The 20351-nt window shown below is 66.0% G+C and carries 19 protein-coding genes; 8 read left to right on the plus strand and 11 right to left on the minus strand.

Going from position 1 to position 20351, the window contains the following annotated elements; genetic code table 11:
* From AC1ROX_RS15150 to AC1ROX_RS15160, 3 genes are read left to right on the plus strand one after another with little or no spacing between them, the layout of a single operon-like run.
* Positions 1 to 1062 (plus strand): ABC transporter substrate-binding protein, encoded by a 1062-nt coding sequence (locus AC1ROX_RS15150; protein ID WP_493126781.1) that lies wholly within the window; start codon positions 1 to 3, stop codon positions 1060 to 1062.
* 3 nt (positions 1063 to 1065) lie between these two features.
* Positions 1066 to 2118 (plus strand): ABC transporter substrate-binding protein, encoded by a 1053-nt coding sequence (locus AC1ROX_RS15155; protein ID WP_493126782.1) that lies wholly within the window; start codon positions 1066 to 1068, stop codon positions 2116 to 2118.
* Positions 2115 to 3797 (plus strand): ABC transporter permease, encoded by a 1683-nt coding sequence (locus tag AC1ROX_RS15160; RefSeq protein WP_493126783.1) that lies wholly within the window; start codon positions 2115 to 2117, stop codon positions 3795 to 3797. Before AC1ROX_RS15155 ends, AC1ROX_RS15160 begins: the two co-directional genes overlap by 4 nt.
* A 95-nt stretch (positions 3798 to 3892) precedes the next feature.
* Here AC1ROX_RS15160 and AC1ROX_RS15165 read toward each other — a convergent pair whose 3' ends face one another.
* A complete protein-coding gene (locus AC1ROX_RS15165; RefSeq protein WP_493126784.1) occupies positions 3893 to 4864 on the minus strand; it encodes an ABC transporter substrate-binding protein in 972 nt (323 codons plus the stop codon).
* Between the two features lie 104 nt (positions 4865 to 4968).
* Between AC1ROX_RS15165 and AC1ROX_RS15170 the strand changes: the two genes are divergently transcribed.
* Complete coding sequence (locus AC1ROX_RS15170) at positions 4969 to 5868, plus strand: YihY/virulence factor BrkB family protein (RefSeq protein ID WP_493126785.1); 900 nt, start codon at positions 4969 to 4971, stop codon at positions 5866 to 5868.
* On the opposite strand, the gene AC1ROX_RS15175 is transcribed toward AC1ROX_RS15170, so the two are convergent.
* Positions 5869 to 6093, minus strand: coding sequence for an aa3-type cytochrome c oxidase subunit IV (locus AC1ROX_RS15175; RefSeq protein WP_493126786.1), 225 nt, complete (start codon positions 6091 to 6093; stop codon positions 5869 to 5871).
* A 96-nt stretch (positions 6094 to 6189) separates the two neighbouring features.
* On the opposite strand from AC1ROX_RS15175, the gene AC1ROX_RS15180 reads away from it, so the two are divergent.
* Both AC1ROX_RS15180 and AC1ROX_RS15185 read left to right on the plus strand, forming a co-directional pair.
* Positions 6190 to 6708 carry a tetratricopeptide repeat protein gene (locus AC1ROX_RS15180; protein ID WP_493126787.1) on the plus strand — a complete coding sequence of 173 codons (519 nt, stop codon included), beginning with the start codon at positions 6190 to 6192 and terminating at the stop codon, positions 6706 to 6708.
* A 62-nt stretch (positions 6709 to 6770) separates the two neighbouring features.
* Positions 6771 to 8249: a M23 family metallopeptidase gene (locus tag AC1ROX_RS15185; RefSeq protein WP_493126788.1), complete on the plus strand. Its 1479-nt coding sequence runs from the start codon at positions 6771 to 6773 to the stop codon at positions 8247 to 8249.
* On the opposite strand, the gene AC1ROX_RS15190 is transcribed toward AC1ROX_RS15185, so the two are convergent.
* A complete protein-coding gene (locus AC1ROX_RS15190) occupies positions 8235 to 9716 on the minus strand; it encodes an amino acid permease (protein ID WP_493126789.1) in 1482 nt (493 codons plus the stop codon). The two genes, AC1ROX_RS15185 and AC1ROX_RS15190, sit on opposite strands and share 15 nt — an antisense overlap.
* 53 nt (positions 9717 to 9769) lie before the next feature.
* On the opposite strand from AC1ROX_RS15190, the gene AC1ROX_RS15195 reads away from it, so the two are divergent.
* Positions 9770 to 10519, plus strand: coding sequence for a bestrophin-like domain (locus AC1ROX_RS15195; protein WP_493126790.1), 750 nt, complete (start codon positions 9770 to 9772; stop codon positions 10517 to 10519).
* A 19-nt stretch (positions 10520 to 10538) separates the two neighbouring features.
* Here AC1ROX_RS15195 and AC1ROX_RS15200 read toward each other — a convergent pair whose 3' ends face one another.
* The 7 genes from AC1ROX_RS15200 to AC1ROX_RS15230 all read right to left on the minus strand — a co-directional run bounded on the left by AC1ROX_RS15200 (position 10539) and on the right by AC1ROX_RS15230 (position 18370).
* On the minus strand, positions 10539 to 13946 hold the full coding sequence (locus tag AC1ROX_RS15200) for an autotransporter family protein (RefSeq protein ID WP_493126791.1): 3408 nt from the start codon (positions 13944 to 13946) through the stop codon (positions 10539 to 10541).
* Positions 13947 to 14078: 132 nt separating this feature from the next.
* Positions 14079 to 14804: a hypothetical protein gene (locus AC1ROX_RS15205; protein ID WP_493126792.1), complete on the minus strand. Its 726-nt coding sequence runs from the start codon at positions 14802 to 14804 to the stop codon at positions 14079 to 14081.
* 56 nt (positions 14805 to 14860) lie between these two features.
* The gene (grrA, locus tag AC1ROX_RS15210; RefSeq protein WP_493126793.1) at positions 14861 to 15244 is read right to left on the minus strand and encodes a GrrA/OscA1 family cyclophane-containing rSAM-modified RiPP; all 384 of its coding nucleotides are present in this window, start codon (positions 15242 to 15244) and stop codon (positions 14861 to 14863) included.
* Positions 15245 to 15328: 84 nt separating this feature from the next.
* Entirely contained in the window at positions 15329 to 16054 is a 726-nt protein-coding gene (locus AC1ROX_RS15215) for a hypothetical protein (RefSeq protein ID WP_493126794.1), read from the minus strand.
* A gap of 15 nt (positions 16055 to 16069) precedes the next feature.
* Positions 16070 to 17263: a cyclophane-forming radical SAM/SPASM peptide maturase GrrM/OscB gene (grrM, locus tag AC1ROX_RS15220; protein WP_493127034.1), complete on the minus strand. Its 1194-nt coding sequence runs from the start codon at positions 17261 to 17263 to the stop codon at positions 16070 to 16072.
* A 2-nt stretch (positions 17264 to 17265) separates the two neighbouring features.
* Positions 17266 to 17604 (minus strand): hypothetical protein, encoded by a 339-nt coding sequence (locus AC1ROX_RS15225; protein ID WP_493126795.1) that lies wholly within the window; start codon positions 17602 to 17604, stop codon positions 17266 to 17268.
* A gap of 259 nt (positions 17605 to 17863) precedes the next feature.
* The gene (locus tag AC1ROX_RS15230) at positions 17864 to 18370 is read right to left on the minus strand and encodes a hypothetical protein (RefSeq protein WP_493126796.1); all 507 of its coding nucleotides are present in this window, start codon (positions 18368 to 18370) and stop codon (positions 17864 to 17866) included.
* Positions 18371 to 18453: 83 nt separating this feature from the next.
* Between AC1ROX_RS15230 and AC1ROX_RS15235 the strand changes: the two genes are divergently transcribed.
* The gene (locus AC1ROX_RS15235) at positions 18454 to 18975 is read left to right on the plus strand and encodes a hypothetical protein (RefSeq protein WP_493126797.1); all 522 of its coding nucleotides are present in this window, start codon (positions 18454 to 18456) and stop codon (positions 18973 to 18975) included.
* 3 nt (positions 18976 to 18978) lie between these two features.
* Here the strand turns inward: AC1ROX_RS15235 and AC1ROX_RS15240 are convergent, their stop codons facing one another.
* Positions 18979 to 20223: a tetratricopeptide repeat protein gene (locus AC1ROX_RS15240; protein WP_493126798.1), complete on the minus strand. Its 1245-nt coding sequence runs from the start codon at positions 20221 to 20223 to the stop codon at positions 18979 to 18981.
* Between the last annotated feature and the right edge of the window lie 128 nt (positions 20224 to 20351).

The raw sequence follows: 20351 nt of genomic DNA on the forward strand, positions 1-20351 counted from the left end.
ATGACAGTTAAGCTGACGCGACGCCATGTGCTCGCCGCCTCGACGGCGATGGCTGCAAGCTCCTTCATCACCCCAGTGCGCGCCGCGCCGCCGGAGCCGACCAAGATCACGCCGGCCCTGATCGACGCGGCCAAGAAGGAAGGCAAGTTCTCCTGGTACACCTCGGTCGACCTGACCCTGGGCGAGAAGGTCGCCAAGGCTTTCGAGGCCAAGTATCCCGGCATCACAATGAAGGTCGAACGCTCAGGCGCGGAGCGCAACTTCCAGCGCATCGGCCAGGAGTTCCAGAACAAGATCTATAATTGCGATGTGGTGAACAGCACCGACGCCGCGCACTTCATCGTGTGGAAGCGCGCCAAGATGCTGGCGCCGTTCGTGCCGGAGGACGTGGCGCAGTTCTTTCCCGCCGTCCACAAGGACCCCGACGGCATGTACGCCTCGTGGCGCATCACGCTTTCGCCGATCGCCTACAACACCAAGCTGGTGAAGGCCGAGGATGCGCCGAAATCCTATGCCGACCTGCTCGATCCCAAGTGGATGGGCAAGATCGTCAAGGCACATCCGGGCTACAGCGGCACCATCATGACGGCGACGCAGCAGCTTAGCCGCGACCTCGGCTGGCCGTGGTTCGAGAAGCTCGCCAAGCAGAAGGTCATGCAGGTCCAGTCGGCGACCGAGCCGCCGAAGAAGATCGCGCAAGGCGAGCGCGCGATCATGGCCGATGGCGGCGAGTACGTCGTCGAGGACCTGAAGACGCGGGGCGAGCCGGTCGAGCTGGTCTATGCCAGCGAGGGCACGCCGTTGATCACGGGACCGTCCGCCATCATGGCCAATGCGCCCAATCCCAACGCCGCGCGGCTGTTCCAGGCCTGGTCGATGACGCGCGAGGCGCAGCAGCTCAACATCGATGTCGGCGCGCTGCGCTCGGCGCATCCGCAGGCCGTGGACCGCGCCGACATGAAGAAATTCGGTGACATCAAGACACTGAAGGAAGAGGCGAGTGTCGTTGCCGACCAGGCCGATGCGATCAAGGCCCAGTACGTCAAATACTTCAAGGTGTAGTCCATGCGCCGTCGTCAATTCGTCGCCGCCGCCGCGGCTTCCACCATCCTCGCGCCGCTGGGTGCGCGGGTCCTGTCCGCAGCGCCGCCGACCACGGCCATCACACCGGAGCTGCTTGAGGCCGCCAAGAAGGAAGGCAAGGTCACCTATTACACGGCGATGGACCTCTCGGTCGCCGAGCCGATGGCAAAGGCCTTTGAGGCCAAGTATCCCGGCATCAAGGTCGCGGTCGAGCGCACCGGCGCGGAGCGACTGTTCAACCGCATCGGCCAGGAAGTCGGCAGCAACATCCGCCGGGTCGATGTCGCCAACAGCTCCGACGCGGCGCACTTTATCGTGTGGAAGCGGCAGGGCTGGCTCGAGCCGTTCCTGACACCCGACATGGCGGAGAACCTGCCGGCCGACCAGCGCGACGCCGACGCCGCCTTCGTCAACCAGCGCACGCATCTCTCGGCCATCGCCTACAACACGAAGATGGTGAAACCCGAGGACGCGCCCAAGGGCTTCGTCGAGCTGCTCGACCCGAAATACACGGGCAAGCTGGTGAAGGGCCATCCCGGCTATTCCGGCACGATCATGACGGCGACCCAGCAGCTCGCGAAGGCGCTGGGCTGGGAGTATTTCGAGAAGCTCTCCAAGCAGAAGGTGCTGCAGGTCCAGTCGGCGACCGAACCGCCCAAGCGCATCGAGGCAGGGGAGCGCGCCATCGCCGTCGACGGCAGCGACTATCTCTTCTGGATGGCCAAGGAGCGCGGCTCGCCGATCGAGGTCGTGCATGCGGTCGAGGGCACGCCGCAGGTTTCCAATCCGATGGCGATCTTCAAGGCCTCGCCCAATCCCAACGCCGCGCGCCTGCTGGTCGGCTGGATCATGTCGCCCGAGGGGCAGGAATTCATCGTCAACGTGAGCGGCCAGTATCCCGCCAACAAGCTGGTGAAGGCCAAGGCAGGCCGTCCGGCGCTGGCGTCGATCAAGACGCTGCCCGAGGAGCCGGCCGAGGTCGAGAAGCAGGCGGACGAGATCAAGACGCGCTACCAGCGTTACTTCAAGGTATGACGCGCAGCATCGATCTCTCGCGGCCCGTCCTCATCGCCGTCGCCGCCCTGCTGGCGGTGATGATCGTGCTGCCGGTCGGCTGGCTGCTGGTCGTGAGCCTGACCGGCAAGGACGGCGGGATCACGCTCGCCAACTTCGTGGCGCTGTTCACCGATCCCACCTTCGTCGATCCGCTGATCACGACCTTGATCATTGCCTGCTCGGTGAGCGCGATCTGCTGCCTCGTGGCGGCGCCGCTGGGCTGGCTGGTGGCACGCACCGACATGCCGTTCGCCCGCACGATCCGCACCCTGGTGATGGCCTCGCTGGTGACGCCACCCTTCGTCGGCGCCATCGCCTGGGAGATGCTGGCGGCACCCAATTCGGGCCTGCTGAATCAGCTCTGGCGGATCATGACCGGCATGCCGTCCGACGAGGCGCTGTTCGACATCTACAGTCTTACAGGCCTGATCTTCGTCATCTCCTGCTACACGTTCCCCTACGTCTTCATCCTGGTCGCCAACGCGCTCGACCGCATGCCCGGTGAGCTGGAAGACGCCTCCTCGATGCTGGGTGCCAAGACCTGGCAGACCGCGCGGCTGATCACGGTGCCGCTAGCGCTGCCGGTGTTGCTGGCCGGCGCGCTGGTCGCTTTCCTGCAGGCGCTGAACCTGTTCGGCTCGCCGGCGATCCTGGCCATTCCCGCGGGCTTTCACACGCTCACCACTCGCATCTGGAGCCTGTTCCAGTTTCCGCCCAAGCCCGAGCTGGCGGCGGCGGCCTCGGTGCCGCTGCTGGTGCTGACGGTGCTGCTGCTGCGCGCGCAGGCGATGGCGCTCGGCCGGCGCGGCTATGCGGTGCTGGGCGGCAAGTACGGCGCGCCGCGGCAGATCCGGCTGGGTTGGCTGCGCCTCCCGGCCGTGGCGCTGGCGCTGTTCGTCCTCGCCATGCCGCTGTTCCTGCCTTACGCGGCGCTGTTCAACTCGGCCTTTTCGCGGGTCGCCTCGCGCATCGTCGGTCCGGAGACGATCACGCTGCATAATGTGAAGTTCACCTTCCTCGAACTCAGTTCGACGATGCCGGCACTGAAGAACACCTTCCTGCTGGCCACCTCTACGGCCACGCTGGGTGCGCTGCTGGCGCTGCTGATCGCCTATATCGTGGCGCGCAAGGCGGTGCGCGGCTATCGCGTGCTGGGCTTCCTCGCCACCGCGCCGCTCGCCATCCCGGGCATCGTGCTGGGCGTCGGCCTGTTCCTCGCCTATACGCGCCCGCCGCTCGCCCTCTACGGCACGCTCTGGATCCTGCTGATCGCCTTCGTGACCATCGAGCTGCCGGCGGCGTATCAACAGCTCGGCTCGGCCTTCCATGCCGTGCATCCGGAGCTGGAGGAGGCGGGCCGCATGCTGGGCGCCACGCGCCTGCGCACCCTGGCCGACATCACCGCGCCGCTGCTGCGCTCGGCCGTGATTGCCACCTGGTGTTTCATCTTCGTGGCGACGATCCGCGAACTCTCGGCAGCCGTGATCCTGTTCACCTCGGAGACCAAGGTCCTGTCGGTGCTGATCTTCGACCTGAAGGAAAGCGGCGACGTCGGCGCCATCGCGGTGCTCAGCCTCACGATGGTGGCGATCACGACGGTGGTCATCGCCGGCGCCAACCGCCTGCATGCCAGACCGCAGATGCGGCCGGCGATCTGATCAAGGGAGCGCGCAACTCCAGTTGCGCTCATATCTTTTCCGTTGACGAAGCTTGAGCGCCACTGGAGTGGCGCGCTCCAATCCAGCGTCCTGACTCAGTTCAGGATCGCCACATCCTCGACAGTGACAGGCTTGGCGAGCAGGCCGAGCGTCTCCAGCGTGCTGATCGTCGCCTCCCAGCCGGCGCGCGTCTGCTGGCCGGTGGGCGGCCCCGAGAGCTGCTGGGACACCGTCGCCATGCTGCGGTCGACGTAGCGCGGCGCCAGCCGGGGGAAGAGGCGGGAGAAGTGAAGGGCGGCGTCGGCCGGCCGTTCGCGCACCATGTTGTAGCCCTCCTGTACCGCGTCCTCGATCTTCCGGGCGATCTCGCGCTTGTCCGGATCGGCCCAGGCGGCATCGTTGACGATCAGGTTCAGGCTATAGGCCTTCACGCCGAAGTCGCTCAGCCGGATCATGGTGATGCGGCGGCCCTCGGCGATCAGCTCGGACGGCGACATCTCATCGTAGTCGATCAGCGCATCGACCTTCTTGTCGACCAGGTCATAGGCGTTCCAGGCGACCGTCATCTCCTTGATCTTCGATCGATCGAGCTTGTTGGCCGCGATCAGGGCACGGAACTCCTCGTTGGTGATGCTGCCCGGCACCAGGCCCAGCGTCTTGCCGTAGAGATCGCGCGGATGGGCGATGCGGTCCTCGCCACGCGTGTAGATCACGGTCGGCGTCTTGGCGTAGTAGACGGCCAGGCTCTTGATCGGCAGGCCCTTGGAGCGGCCGATGGCGGTGGCGATGCCGCTCGACGAACCGATCCAGTATTGCTTGGCCGAGCCGATCATCTCCGCCGACGAAATGGCACCCTGCGTTTCGGCGAAGGTGACTTCGAGGCCGCGTCGCTCGAAGGCGCCCATTTCGCGCGCCAGATAGAAGCCGGCGTAGGTCGGCAGCGCCTTCCAGTCGAGCAGGATCTCGACCTTTTGGGGAGCATCGGGGGCGGGCTGCGCGCCGGCGGGCAGGGGAGTGAGCAGGGCCAGGGCAGCGGTGAGCACCAGGCGACGGTCAATGCGGGTCATGTCGAGATCCAGGAAAGCCTTCCACCTCGGAGGGCTAGGCGTAAAACATGTCATAACCACGTCCGGATATGGGAGCGATTTCCGCCCCCCTGCGTTTTCCGCCCGTGGACGCCCTCACTCCCTTCGGCCGCGTCAGGCGGCTCCTGACCGAGACCGTCGAAGGCTTCATCGACGACGATGCCTTCAGCCGCGGCGCATCCATTGCCTATTTCACGCTGTTCTCGCTGGCGCCGACCCTGTTGTTGGTCATCGCGATCGCCGGTCTTGTCTTCGGCCAGGATGCCGCGCAGGGCGCCATCGTCGACCAGCTGAGCGGCCTGATGGGCCGCGACACGGCCGAGGCGATGCAGGCCATGATCCGCAGCGCCAGCGACCGCATGACCGGGCTGGTCGCAACCCTGATCGGCTTCGTCACGATATTCCTCGCCGCCAGCGGCGTGTTCGGCGAGGTCCAGTCGGCCTTGAACGCGATCTGGAAGGCCAAGTCGCGCCGTTCGACCATGTCTCGCCTGGTGCGGGCGCGCCTCGCAAGCTTTGGCCTGGTGATCACGCTGGGCTTCGTGCTGATGGTCTCCCTGGCGCTCAGCGCGGCGCTGACGGCACTGGGAAAGTTCCTCAAGTACAGTTTTCCCGTTGCCGAGGTCGCGGTCCAGGTGGCCGATTTCGTGATCTCGGCCGTCCTCATCTCCGGCATGTTCGCCGTCATGTACAAGGTGCTGCCCGACACGCCGATCCGCTGGCGCGACGTCGCCATCGGCGCGCTCATGGCCACCGGCCTGTTCGAGGGCGGCAAGTACATGATCGCGCTCTATATCGGTCAGACCGATGTGGCTTCGAGCTTCGGCGCGGCCGGCGCGCTGATCGTGCTGCTGCTCTGGATCTTCTATTCGACGCTGATTTTCCTGCTGGGCGCGGAGTTCACGCGGTCCTGGACGCACGTCTATGGATCGCGCTGCGACGATCCTTCGATTGCGCCGCGGCCCGTGCCGTTGCGCGCCAGCTAGCTAAGATGTGATGGCGAAGCCAACCAGCAGGGCCAGCGTGCCACCGAGGCCCAGGAGGAGTGCCAGCAGCGGGATGTGGCCCAGGAAAGCCAGCGCCATGCACGCGAGGACGAGCATGATGTGCAGGACGGCGAAGAGGACGAGCTTGCTGAAGCTGTGAAAGGTTTCCTGGTGCTCGCGCAGCTCCTGCGCGGGGATTTCAGGCGTGTTGACTGTGGTGGCCATGGGGAACCTGCGTCGACTTGAACCTGCACGCCTAACGTTCCATTCGCTCGCGCCGTTGCTTGCAGCACGGCTGACTTGAAGTCATATCATGGCCGCATGAAATCGGTCCTGTCGGCACTGCTTGTGCTCCTCGTCGCGGCAATGGCCGCACCGGCATCGGCGCAATCCCTCGAGGAGCAGATGCGCCAAGCGGCGGGCGCTTATGAGCGCAAGGACATGGCGACCGCCGTGCGTATCTGGAAGGTCTGGGCCGCCAAAGGGAACGCCGAGGCGCAGACGCTGCTCGGCGCCATGTACTGGAGCGGAGACGGAGTACCCCGCAATCTCAACGAGGCCGCGCGGCTCTATCTGGCGGCAGCCAATCAGGATTATGCGCGGGCGCAGAACAATATCGGTTTCATGCTGGGCTTCGGCGAGGGAGTCCCACCACGCAACGATATCGAGGCCTATAAGTGGATAAAACTCGCCATCGACCGCTATACCTCCAAAAATCAGGACCGCCTCGATCAGGCCAGAAAAGACCTCGCGACCCTGGCCGCTCGCATGAACCCTGCGCAAATCGCCGAGGCGGAAAAGCGCGTCCGGGCATGGAAACCCGTCACACAGGTGCGGTAAGGTCCGGCACCACGCGGCGGTCACGAGCGATGCCCCGGCGTCGGCCCTATAAGAAGGACTGGATGAACCGACCCTCGGTCGCTGCGGCTTTTGCCGTCTCATTGCTTTTCGGCGGGATGTCCCAGGGCATCGCGCGCGAACTGCCGTGGGTCGAGCAGGCGCATACCAGGGACGCCGGCCGCACCGTCGAGTTGCGGGTGCTGGGCGCGGAATTGCCGCCGCTCTACGACCAGCCCTCGGCCGTGGCCGGTCTGCGCGACCATCTCCATTTCGTCGAGCTTGCGTCGGTGGACGGGCTCCTCCAGCGGAGCGTCGCCATCGAGATCACGCCGCCTCAGCCGCTGATCGAGATCGCAGGCAACAACCCACCACCGGTCGCGGACGGGCCGGTCTCCGAGGCCGTGTTGGCCAGAGGCCGCACCGTCGCAGACGCCATGCTGGGCGACGGGCTGGATGACGAGCGGCTCCAGGCCTACCTCCCGTTCGAACGCCGGCTGGGTGTCTCGGGCGTCATCTCCGGTGGCTCCTTCGAAGCGTCCGCTGTGGCTGCAGGCGTTCCGGCGCCGGCCATGCTCGAAGCGATGCAAGCGCTGACGATGTCCGTCGACCTCAAGAAGGAGATGCGCGACGGCGACAAGTTCTACGTCCGCTACGAGCAGACCTTCACCCAGGCGGGCGCGCCGCTCGATGTCGGCCGCATCCTGTGGATGGAGTTGCGGACGCCCAAGGGGGTGATGGCGATCCATCGCTTCCGCACGCGCGACAACAACGAGCGCTTCTGGATGGCGAGCGGCCAGGCCGCGATGCCGCCCTCGTTCCGGCTGCCGCTCGAGACGATCTCGATCTCGTCGGGCTTCGGCCTGCGCGCCGATCCGTTCGACCAGCCGCCGCCGGCTTACGGCGGCAGGCCGCAAGGCGCCGGTGGTCCGCAACGGGTGCCGGGCCTGCCGCCCGGCCTGCCGACGGGCGGCGCCACCGCCATGCCACGGGCCGGTCTCAGCGCCGGGTTCGCCGCGTCGCCAGGTGCTTCCTCCTACGGCGGCTCCGCCTATGGTGCCTTCCGGGCGCCGCCGGCCTATGCGCTGGCGGCCCGGCCCCTGTCGTCGCGATCGCTGTTCATGCATGAGGGCGTCGACCTGGTGGCGCCGGCCGGCACCCCGGTCGTGGCGGCGGCCGACGGCCTCGTCGTCGGCGCGGCGCCGAACGGACGCTACGGCAACTGGATCCGCATCGAGCATGGCGGCAAGCTGGCGTCGGTCTATGGCCATCTCTCGGCCTTCGCGCCTGGCCTGCAGGCCGGCCAGACGGTGTCGCGCGGCGACGTGATCGGCTTCGTCGGCAGCACCGGCCGCTCGACCGGCGCACATCTTCATTTCGAGCTTCAGGTCGACGGCAAGCCGGTCAATCCGATCACCCATCCCGAGCTGAAGCGCGCCCAGCTGCGCGGCCCCGACTTCGACCGCTTCCGCAAGCAGGTCGCCGCCAGCCTCGCCGAACGCGAGTCCGAGGCGAAGCCGGCAGCCGTTTCAGTCGGCAACTGACCTGCTGGCCTCGAGGGCAAAGGCCTCCTCGGGCGACAGGACGAGCCGCTGCCGGCCCGCCACTGCGAACCAGGCGATTCCCAGGGCGAACCATGCACCGACGCCCAGCACGCCCGACACGAACACCGGATCCAGCAGCTGATAGACCAGCGTCACTGAGGCGATGACGATGGTGACCACCGCGCCGGTCAGGCCCATCGGCGAGCGATAGGGACGGGCCAGGCCCGGCAGCCGCGCGCGCAGCACCAGGAAGCTCACCGCCTGCAGCAGGTAGGAGAGCATCGCACCCGCCACGGCCATGTTGAGCAACATGCCCTGGATCACCGCCGCACCCTTCTCGGCACCCATGCCGAACCACAGCACGAACATGATCGCGAGCGCGACGGCCGATCCGACGAGCAGCGCAACATGGGGCGTCTTGTGGCGGGGATGGGTGATCGACAGGAAGCGCGGGAAATAGCCGGCGCGCGACAGCGAATAGATCTGCCGGCCCTTGGCAAAGAGGATCGTGTGGAAGCTCGCGACCAGGCCGATGCACGCGACCAGTGCCAGCAGCTTGGCCAGCCCGCCACCGAAAGTCGCACGGAAACCGTCGAGCAGCGGCTCGCCCGAGCTTGCGAGCTGGAAGCTGCCGGGCGCGATCGACGGGTTGAGCCAGACGGTGAGTGCCGCCGAGATGAAGAGCGTGAGCAGGCCGGCGACGATGCCACGCGGTATGTCGCGTGACGGCTCCATCGATTCCTCGGCGGCCAACGGGAGCTGCTCGATCGCAAGGAACAGCCAGACCGCGAAGGGAAGGGCGGCGAGCGCGCCCTGCAGCCCGAAGGGCAGGAGCGGGCCGTTGCCTTGGCGTAGCTCGACCGGCCTGCCGTCCGGGCCGGCACCGATGTTGAGCGCATGGCGACCGAATTCGGCGATGGGCAGCGCCGAGATCCAGAACACCGCAAGGCAGGCGAGCGAAGCCAGGGTGACGACCACGGTGACCTTGAAGGAGAGCTCGACGCCGCGGACGTTCAGCGAAAGGAACACGGCGTAGCCCGCCACCCAATAGGCCGGCAGCCAGGTGGTTGGCGTCTCGAACACCGCCGACAGGTAGGTCGCGAGGAACGAGACGATGACCGCCGGCGTCAGGACATACTCGACGTTTTCGCAGAGGCCGGTGACGAAGCCGCCCCACGGGCCCATCGAGGCGCGCGCGAACGAATAGGCGCCGCCGGTATGGGGGAGGGCAGCCGCCATCTCGGCGATGCAGAAGACCAGGCCGAGATACATGACCGCGATGATGCAGGCGGCCAGCGCATAGCCACCCCAGCCGCCGGCCAGCAGGCCGAGGTTCCAGCCGGAATAGTGGCCCGAGATGACCGCACCGACGCCCAGTGCCCAGAGCGAGAAGACGCCGGCGTAACGGCGCAGCCCGCGGTGGGCAAAGTAGTCCGCCGTAACGGTTTGGTAAGATGTCCTCGGCATGCTCGCTGCGCCCATAATAATGCTACGTGCCGGGCCCGTACGAGGGGGAAGAGTTGAGTTCCGTCGGTATTGCCCTCTGCGCCTTCGGTTTGATCCTGATCAGCATCGCGTGCGGCATCTTCCTGCGCCACAAGCTTCCGGAAAAGCATCTCATCGGGGATTCGAAGGACGTCATCAAGATGTCGACGGCGCTGGTTGCCACGATGGCCGCCCTGGTGACGGCTCTGCTGTTCGCCGCGACACGCGCCTCCTACGAAGCCACCAACAGCCAGGTTGGCCAGCTCACCGCCAGCGTCATCGAACTCGATCGCCTGCTGAAGGATTACGGCTCCGAGGGCATCGAACTGCGGCAGGCACTACGCCAGGATGTCCGGGCCATCGTGGACGCGATCTGGCGCGAGGATGCCGGTGTCCGGCAGAAAACTGCGCAGGTTTCGGCCGTGGAAGCCCGGGTCATCGCAAAGCTGCGCCTGTTGGCGCCGCAAGATCCAATTCAGAGCTCCCTGCAGGCGAGGGCTGAGGTGGTGAGCAATTCGCTGGGCCAGATCCAGCTCGCGCTTTACGCGCAGCCGTCCAACTCCCTCTCCAAGCCGTTCGTCGTCGTGTTGGTGCTGTGGCTCTGCTTCATCTTCGGGACGTTCGCCCTGTCGGCGGACGCCAACGGCACGATGTTGAGCGTGCTCTTCTTCTGCGCGCTCTCGGCGGCCAGCGCGATCTATCTCATCCTCGAACTGGGCCAGCCGTTCGACGGGCTCATGCAGGTCTCGAGCGGCCCGTTGCGCCACGCCCTGGCGCCGCTGTAGAGCCGCGCTTCGCGCGACCCTACCACGTCATGCGGAAGCCGGCCGTGAGCGCGTGGTTCGAATCCTGGCTGGAGATGTCGCCCTCGTAGCGGAAGTAGACCGAGGTCGCGTCGGCGATGGCGGTGTTCGCCGACAGGCCCAGCACGACGCTGTCGCGCTGCGGCGCGGCACCGTAGGTGGTGAAGGGCAGGGCCGGCGCGCCGACGAACGAGGCGGTGACCGGCCGGCCGGTATCGGCATATTCGTGGCCCCAGCCCAGCTTGAACTGAACCGCCAGTCGCTCGCGCCAGCCGAGGTCCATCGCACTGCCGAGCTGGGCGCCGAGCACGCTGCGCAGCGAGTTGGTGGTTTGCGAGGCGACGGACAGGTTGAGCGAACCCGCACCGTTCTCGGTGAAGGCGGCCTGGGTCGCCGTCGCGCCCTGCAGGCGCGCGAAAGGCGTTACGTAGGCGGCGGCGCGCCCGCCGATGTCGAAGCGATAACCCGTCTCGACCTGGCCGAAGAACAGGTTGGCGCCCGTCCAGCCGTTGGCCGTGCGCGTCACGCCGGGAATCGCGATCTGGCGCGTCATGCGGTTGTCGGAATAGGCATAGGCCGCGAGCCCGTCGACATAGACAGGGCCCTTGGCGTAGCTGGCATAGAGGCCGGCCTGGAAGGTGTCCGACGTGCCGCGGCCGGAGAAGCCGCCGACCCATTGGCTGCCGCTCGTGAAACCGGCCGTCACGCCGACCAGCAGGTCCGGTGTCACCTTGCGGTCGATACCCGCGGCGAAGCCGCCGAGATTGTAGGTGAGCGTGCCGGCATTGGCGGTTCCGCCAACGACGCCGAAGCCGCCGATCGCCCCGCCCCAGGCGCCCCACAGGCCGGGACTGGTGGTGTCGCACGCGACATCGCATGCCTCGGCCAGCGCCACGCGGTTGGAGCCACCCGAGGTGCCGCCCACCGTGTTGGCGAAGTTGGTCATGAAGATCTGTGTCGTCGCGATGCCGGCCGAGGAGAAGCCGGAGTAATTCTGGCCGCTGATCGAGTTCATGGCGGCAACGCCCTGCTGGGCGGTGAGCGTCGAGAAGGCGCCCAGCACGGTCGCGAAGTCGCCGGTCGCGCCCAGCGCACCGGCGTCGAGCGCGGCGCCGACGGCGGCCTGGTTGACCGTCTGCGCCTGGCGGCCGAAGCCGCCGATCTGGAGCGTGAGATAGACGTTGTTGGCGTCGTAACTCAGGCTCGGCAGCAGGAAGGGAAGGCTGCTGCTCACCGACGAATAGGCGCCGGTGACGCCGCCGGTGGCGTTCAGGATCGTGTACGTGGTCCTGGGGGCATAAGGGCTGCTGGCTGACGGCGCCACGAAGACGCTCGTGCCGGCGGCAATGGTGGCGGTGCCTGGCGCGCCGCTCACGTTGAGACGGTCCGCCTGGCCCTGGGCGTTGGCCTCGACCAGGTAGGAACTGCCCGACGTCTGGGCGTAGCTGCCGGCCACGTTCAGGGTGCCGATCGAGTTGCCGGGCGACAGCATGCCGGCATTCGTCACCGAGCCTGTGATTGTGCCGGTACCGCCGAGCGCGCCGCCGTTGCCGACCGTGACGTCGCTGGTGATGCTGCCATTGACCGCGAGCAGGCCGCCCAGGATCGAGGTCGGACCGGTATAGGTGTTGAGGCCCATGAGCGACAGGACCCCGGGGCCGTCCTTGGTCAATCCGCCAGTGCCGGTGAGGGCGGAGGCGACGGCCGAATTGTAGGGACCGTCCACGGTCAGCGTGCTGGCGCCCAGCGAAATCTCGCCGCCGGTGCCCGAGAGGGCGGCGACCGTGAGATTGTTGCCGTTCAGGTCGAACGTACCGCCGGTGTTCACCGTCAGGCCGCCCGTCGGCGCCAGCGACGCGCCCGTGTCGAGGCGCAGGATGCCCTCGTTCACGACCGTGCCGCCGGTATAGGTCTGCGCGCCCCGCAGCAACAGCACGCCGAGGCCCTTCTTGGTCAGACCGCCCACGCCGGATACGGGCGTGCCCAGCGTGATGTCGTTGCCGTTGGTGTTGAAGGTGCCGCCACCGGGACCAAGCGTTACCGAACGCGTCGACGTGATGTTTCCCAGCGCCAGGAGAACTCCGCCGTCCAGCGTGAGGCCGCCCGACAGGTCGCCCAGCCGCGTATCCGTGTCGATACCGAGCGTTGCGCCGGCAGCCACCGTCGTACCGCCGAAGTAAGTGTTGGTGCCAGTGAGATTGACTTGACCGCTGCCGATCGTGAGGCCGCCCGTGCCGGAGATTTCGCTCGAGATCGTGCCCACGCCGGTCTGCATCAGCGTCGTCGCGCCCATCAGGAAGGTGGGCAGGCTCGAGTTGAAGCCGTCCTGGAGATTGACCGGACCGATCAGGGCGACGCCCGCCGTCGAGCCGCCATAGGCGCTGTCGAGGTTGCCGTTCCAGCGGTACCCGACGAAGCCGTTGGTGTAGTCGTAGAGATAGTCGAAGCCGGTGAAGAACTCGCGGCCGGTGTTCACGAAGACGCCGGGATCCTTGATGATCTCGACCCGCTCGGGCGTGAGCTTGTTGTCGGACGTGCCGTCGGTGACCTTGAAGATGTAGTTGGCTTTGGAGCCCGTCTGTCCCGGCAGCCAGATCTCGAACTGGGTTCCTTCAGTGGCTCTCGCGACCTTCGTCTCGTCCTCCCGGCAGCTGCCGCCCCTCTCCAGGCAGCTGCCGCTTGGCGGCGAGATGAACATGTAGTTGATGCCGGTATCCTGGAGGATGGTGCCCGAGCCGGTGGCCGTGCTGGTCCCCGTCTTGTCCGTCACCTTGACGCTCATGCTGGTGGTATTCCAATCGGTGGAATTCTGCTCCAGCTTGACGAAGGTATATTGCGAATTCACGGAGTTCGGGATGCCGAGGATGACCTTGTCGTCCTTGATGATGTAGCCCTTGCGGACATCGGCGAGAGGCTTGCCGTCCGCTCCGACGAGATTGAGAAACGGATTGGCCGAAACCGGGACTTTCACAAGGTCGGACTTTGAGCCGCTGTCTCGATCGAAGCCTACACCCATGTAGATGAAGTTCGGATCCTTGTCGGTCAGGAGGACCCTGACGGTCGAGGTGGCGACGACGGTCGTGCCGGTCTTGTCGTAGATCTGGACGGTGGTGTTGTAGTAGGTGCCGGAGTAGGAATCGCCGCTGCTGCCATACGTTTGGGTGCCGGGACCGAGGGGAACATCGTTGGGGCCTGGCTGGAAGTGGTTCCTTCCGACGACGATGCCGGTCGAGCCGGTATCCATGATTGCGGCGGTGGGCGTACCGGTACTCCCCAGGAAGCCCAGGTTGACCCGGGCCGGATTGTCGCGGCCCATCGCGCCGTCGGCGTAACCCACCTCGATGGTGGTGTTGCTGCCGCTATAGTAGTTCCAGGTTTGGGCGGTAGCCGGATTTGTCGCGAACGACATGGCGCTCGCGCTCGCAAGGCAAGCGGCGAGAGGCCTGTACTTGAAAGGCATTTGTGGCGCGTCTTCTCGGTATCGGGATTGCAGGATGCGCGCCGGGCTATCGCTCGACGCGCAATCTGTTCGTTATGGTCTTCAGTCCCAGGCGGCGTCGACGATCTGTCCGGCTTCGGAGAGGACGAGGGTCAGGCGGTTGGGTTCGTAGTCGTAGCTCGGGATGCCGTCGGCCGGGCGGACGATGCGCAGCGGATAGGGCAGGTCTTCTTCCTTCACGACATTGCCGGCGGCCTGGCCGGCGGGCGCGGCGGCGCCCTTGGCCTGGAAGTACTTGCCGAGGCACTTGGCGCAGTCTTCCTTGGGCGGCGCGACTTCGGTGACGCCCGGCAGGGTCTTCAGCGAGACGGCGTTGTAGCCGGAGCGGACGCGGATGCCCTTGTAGGGATGGCCGTGGGCGACCGGCAGGATGGCCTCGACGACCATGAAGGGGCCGAGCGGCGCCATGTCCTGCGGCGCACCGGCCTGGAAGATGAGGTCGAGCATGCCGTCGATGCCTTCGCCGCGGGTGATCGGCAGGAGGTGCGGCTCGCTCCAGGCGTTCGAGGTGACGAGGCCGCGGGCGCGGATGATGTCCATACCGCCGTCACGGGTCGACCGGATGAGCTCGACGCTGGTGACGAACATGACCGGGAAGGGCCGTGTGCCTTCCGGCCCCGGCGCGCCGCCGCCCGGCGTCGGACCGGCATCCTTGGGCGTCGACGGCGTGGCCTGTGCCGGTTGCTGCTGCGCGCCGGCGGTGAGGCCACCCAGCATCGTGCCGGCGGCCACCAGCGCGGTGAGGGCGAAAAGCTTCTTGCGGGTCATGGCGTCCTCGAAAGCGGAAGGCTGAACAGTGATCGGGTCGGTGAGGACGGGCGGCCTTACCAGTTGTGCCAGCCGTTATGCCAGCCGTTGCCCCATCCACCATTGCCCCAGCCGCCATTGTGCCAGCCGTTGCCCCAACCGCCGTTACGCCAGCCGCCCCAGCCCCAGCCGCGGTGCCAGCCATTGCCCCACCAGGCCAGCTGCTGTTCGGGATCGATGGCGACGAAGGGTTCGCCGTCCTTGCCGTACTGCTCGAGGGCACTGGAGACATCGGTGCGGATCGACTGCAGGCGGTCCGCGACCGACGTGCTGGCCTTCTGTTCCGGCGCCGGCGTAGCAGTAGCCGACGCATCGGCGGCTGCGAGGCCAACGGAAAGGCCGAACGCTCCCGATGGCAGAAGTTGCGCCAGGGCACGAAGCGAACGTCGGTCTTGTGACATCTTGATCTCCTTCAAGAGGACCGCAAACCTGCACAGGCCTGCGGAAAGTGGCAATCGAAACTTCGATGAATGTCTGTGAAAATGTCAGTCCCAGGCGGCGTCGACGATCTGTCCGGCTTCGGAGAGGACGAGGGTCAGGCGGTTGGGTTCGTAGTCGTAGCTCGGGATGCCGTCGGCCGGGCGGACGATGCGCAGCGGATAGGGCAGGTCTTCTTCCTTCACGACATTGCCGGCGGCCTGGCCGGCAGGCGCGGCGGCGCCCTTGGCCTGGAAGTACTTGCCGAGGCACTTGGCGCAGTCTTCCTTGGGCGGCGCGACTTCGGTGACGCCCGGCAGGGTCTTCAGCGAGACGGCGTTGTAGCCGGAGCGGACGCGGATGCCCTTGTAGGGATGGCCGTGGGCGACCGGCAGGATGGCCTCGACGACCATGAAGGGGCCGAGCGGCGCCATGTCCTGCGGCGCACCGGCCTGGAAGATGAGGTCGAGCATGCCGTCGATGCCTTCGCCGCGGGTGATCGGCAGGAGATGCGGCTCGCTCCAGGCGTTCGAGGTGACGAGGCCGCGGGCGCGGATGATGTCCATGCCGCCGTCACGGGTCGACCGGATGAGCTCGACGCTGGTGACGAACATGACGGGGAAGGGGCGAGTGCCTTCCTGCCCTGGGGCGCCGCCGCCCGGTGTCGGGCCGGCATCCTTGGGCGTCGACGGCGTGGCCTGTGCCGGTTGCTGCTGGGCGCTCAACTGGGCGGCGCCCAGCATCGAGCCTGCGGCCATCAGCGCGGTGAGGGCAAAGAGCTTTTTACGATTCATGGCGTCCTCGACTTCTTATGCGGCGGCGACGCCGCTCTGGATGGGCGAAAGGGAAAGGGCGGCCTGCGGGGCCGTCGCGGCCGGACTGCGTCCGAGGCGCTCGTAGGCCTCCAGGATCAGGTCGGTCGGGACCATTTGCGTGAGCGTGCAGTACGACGTTTCGGTGCCGGTGAAGCTGCCGTTCTCGAACAGTTTGTTCACCGGCGCGCCGCCGCCGCACACCGAGAAGTAGTCACAGGATCTGCTGCAGGCCTGCACACCTGCCGTGATGTCGCGATAGAGCGGCGAGGCGAGGCAGGTATCGCGAATCTCCTGAAGCGACTGGAAGTTGATGTTGCCCAGGAGATAGTCGCTGTAATCCTTGTTCTTCAGGCCGAGCAGCTCGGGCGAGAAGCTCGAGACGTTGCCGTGGCTGTCGACGTTCAGCATCGCCAGCGGTTCGGTCTGGATGTTGCGCGTCGGCACGCCCTCGGGCCGGAACATGCGCGGCAAAGCGAGGTCGATCTCGCGAACGAAGCGGACGCGGCCGCTTTGGCGGGCGAGGTGCCAGAAACTACGCAGGAAAGCAGCGTAACGCTTTCGCAGTTCAGGGCCGTGAAAGAGGCTCGAAACGTGATCGCCCTCCGACTCCTCGACGTTGAAGCAGATCTGGTCGATGCCTTCGGACAGGTAGAAGTCGAGCAGCTCTTCCGGCTGGTCGAGGCTGGTATGTGACAGCACCGAGATCACGTGGAACTCCACGTTGTTTTCGCGCAAGGACCGGATGCCGGCGATGGTCTTGTCGAAGGTGCCCTTGCCGCTGCGGCTCTTGCGGTGCAGGTCATGCAACTCGCGTGGCCCGTCGAGGCTGACGCCGACGCCGACGCTCCATTCCTTGAAGAGATCGCACCATGCGGCATCGATCAGCGTGCCGTTGGTCTGGAAGGAATGCTTCACATGGACCGAGGCCGGCCGCATCCGCTCGATCGTCGCGAAGGCCTCGCGATAGAAGGAAACCGGCACCACGAGCGGCTCACCCGCATGCCAGATCACGGTGATCTCGGGACAGGACCAGCCGGACGCGAAGATCTGCTCGAACAGCCGCGTCACCGTCGATTGGGCAATGACGTGCTTGTTCGATCGATCGGGCAGATAACAGTAGGTGCAGGCGATATTGCAGAAGGCTGTCGGCTGCACGACCACCATGCCGATTTCAGGCGTGGTGGTCATGGTCACCAGTTATGCCAGCCGTTATGCCAGCCATTGCCCCAGCCGCCGTTGCCCCAGTTGCGCCAACCACCGTTGCGCCAACCGCCATTGCCCCACCAGGCGAGCTTCTGCTCGGGATCGACCGCTACGAAGGGCTCGCCATCCTTGCGATATTGCTCGAGGGCGCCTGAGACGTCCGTCCGAAGCGACTGCAGGCGCTCGGCAACCGAAGGCTTCTGGCCTTCCGGTTCAGCGACGGGCATGGCCACCGCATCGGCGGCGGCCAGACCAGCCGATAGGCCCAGCGCACCGGAGGGCAGCAAGCGGACCAGCGCGGGCAACGAACGACGACTCTGTGACATGTGAACTCCCCAACGTCGGTACGTTAGGCAGACCTGCGATCCGTTCGCAAACCAAAAAACGATGTCAAAGAGATCTGCAGTGCGTCTGCCTCTTGAAGTCCGGATTCCGCCCCCCATATTCATTCGGTCTTGGTGGTCAAGCGATCGCCGGGCGTTCGCCGAGGTGAGCCACGGATGTAATGGTGACCGGACGGCGAACAACCGGCCCCGCGCCTGAAATGGCAGCGGGGCTTTCTTTTTTGGGTTCGTAGCACCCCATTCAATGAACCATCGAGGCCGTTCGATGGTACGATAGATGGCGGAGCTGCTCCGACTCCAGCCATACGTGATGAAGGATCGTCGGCGAGCCGATCTGTCGTTCGGCCCGGCCGATTGTGAAGCCCAGGCCGCGCAGCAGATCGAGCGTGCGATCCTTGCGCGTGTCGATGTGTTGCTCCAGCCGGGGGAACTGGTCGAGCATCTCGGCCAGTACCAGGCGGCACAGCAGGGCGAATTCGTTCGAGTCCTCGTCGAATGTCGCCGAGGTCAGCATCCACAGATAGCCGATCTCGGGGTTGTCGAACCTGGGCGTGACGCCCCACAGGGCGCTGGTCGCACCGTCGCTCAGCCGGCGCGCGGCCCAGATCTGCGTGCTGAAGGCGCAAGCCTCCAGCAGTCGGTCGCTCGGGTCTTTTTCCGGCCAGTCCATGCAGCCAGGCGAATCCTCCAGCAGCGTCGCTAGGTAGGCGACGTCCTGGGAGGTCGCGGGTTGGACCTGATGGCGCATGTCGTTCTCCTCGGACTGTCGGAGTTAACCCATCGTGGGGCCGGAAGGTTGCCAATCACGCTCCAGGCGTGTGCAATCCGGGCATGAGAAAGACCGATCCGCTGGTGTGTCGCTTCGAGCACGACGGTCAGGTGCCGAACAATCCGGCCCTGCCGCTACTCGTGTACCGCGACGTGGTGCCGGCTGAAGAGCGACGCGACGCAGCGACCTGGTTCGAACGCCTATTCGCCAGACATGGGTGGGCAGACGGCTGGCGAAACGGCATCTATCCTTTCCTGCATTTCCATACCGGTACGCATGAAGTGCTGGGTATCGCCTCCGGCCAAGCTACTGTGCAGTTCGGTGGTGCCTCGGGTCGTGCGCTCGAGGTTCGTGCCGGTGACGTCGTGGTACTGCCGGCCGGGACGGGGCATCAGCGTTTGGACGCCAGTGCCGACCTGCTCGTCGTCGGCGCCTACCCGCGCAACGGCCGCTTCGATCAGAAGCGGCCGGGAGAGATGGACGGGGTAGCGGCCCGCCGCGCGGTGGCGGCGGTGCCTTTGCCGGAGATGGATCCCGTCGCAGGCGCACAGGGTCCGATGCTTGATCTGTGGCGACGGGCGTGACGCTTACTTCACGCCGTAGCTGGCGAACTGACGCTCGACGCCGGGCATCAGGGCGCGGGCGGCGGCCTTGTCCGTCTCGCCGTTCTTGACATCGCCCTTGGCCACACGCGCCAGGCCGCGGCCATAGAGGGCGAGCGGACGATCGGGATCGCTGCGCAGCGCCGCGTCGTACTCGCGCAACGCGATATCCTTCTCGCCGAGCTTCAGGAAGATGAAGCCGCGGGTCTCGCGCGTCTGGACGTTGTCGGGCTGCAGCTTCAGGGCCTCGTCGCAGTCCGATAGTGCCTCAGGGAGATCCTGCCCAACCACCATGCGGGTGAGGCAGCGATTGTTGTATGCCCAGCTCATGCGCGCATCGGCCTTGATGGCGCGCGTATAGTCGGCGATGGCCTTCTCGTAGTCCTGCCGTGCGAAGTTGACGTAGCCGCGATTGTAGTTGGCGAGCGCATGATCGGGCTGCAACTCGATCGCCTGATCCAGATCGGCGAGCGCCTTTTCCGTGTTGCCGTTCATCGAGTAGATCGCCGCGCGATTGACCAGCGCGTCGACATATTTGGGGTCGATGGACAGCGCCATGTTGTAATCGGTGAAGGCGCGCTGCATGTCGCCCAGCCGCGCATTGACGAGGCCGCGTACCATGAAGGCGCGGGGATTGTCGGGTGCCAGCTGGGCGGCGCGGTCGAGGTCGGACAGGGCACGGCCATGCTCGCCCACCGAGGTATAGGCGTTGCCGCGCAGGATCAGCGTGTCGACATTGTCGGGAACGAGCGCCAGGGCGCGATCGAAGTCACCGATCGCCTTGCGCATGTCGGCCTTGCGCGTCGCAATCAGGATGCCGCGATCGACATGGGCGAGGGCATTGCCGGTATCAAGGCGAATCGCTTCGTCATAGTCAGACATCGCACGCTCGACATCGTCCATTGCATGATGGGCGATGCCCCGCTGCAGGAATTGACTGGAATTGAGCGTCGCCGCCTTCGTCGATTCGTCGAACAGGGCAATGGCGGTGCTGTAATCCGCAGAGGCCCGCGCCTGGTCTCCCACCGCGCGATAGGCCTGTCCGCGATTGAGATGTGCTGCCGCCAGCTCGCGACCCTTGAGGTTCTTTGCATCGATGGCGAGGGTGCAGGCGACGATGCGGGTCGCTGGTGGTGTATCCGCCTTGTCTACGCAGATCGGCCCGGGGGCGGCTGCGGCAAGAGCCGCTTGCTGGTCGCTTTCGCGCGCCTGAGCTCCTGCTTGTGTCATGAATGCGAAAAGGATGGCAGTGCACGTGGCGGCGCCCCTACGCCGCCAATCTCGATCCCGTTTCATTGGCCACACTCCGTACACTACGCTGCTTCAACTGGTTCGCTGCGGTATCCAACGACCGAAAA

The sequence above is a fragment of the Reyranella sp. GW821-FHT14A01 genome, assembly GCF_058803965.1.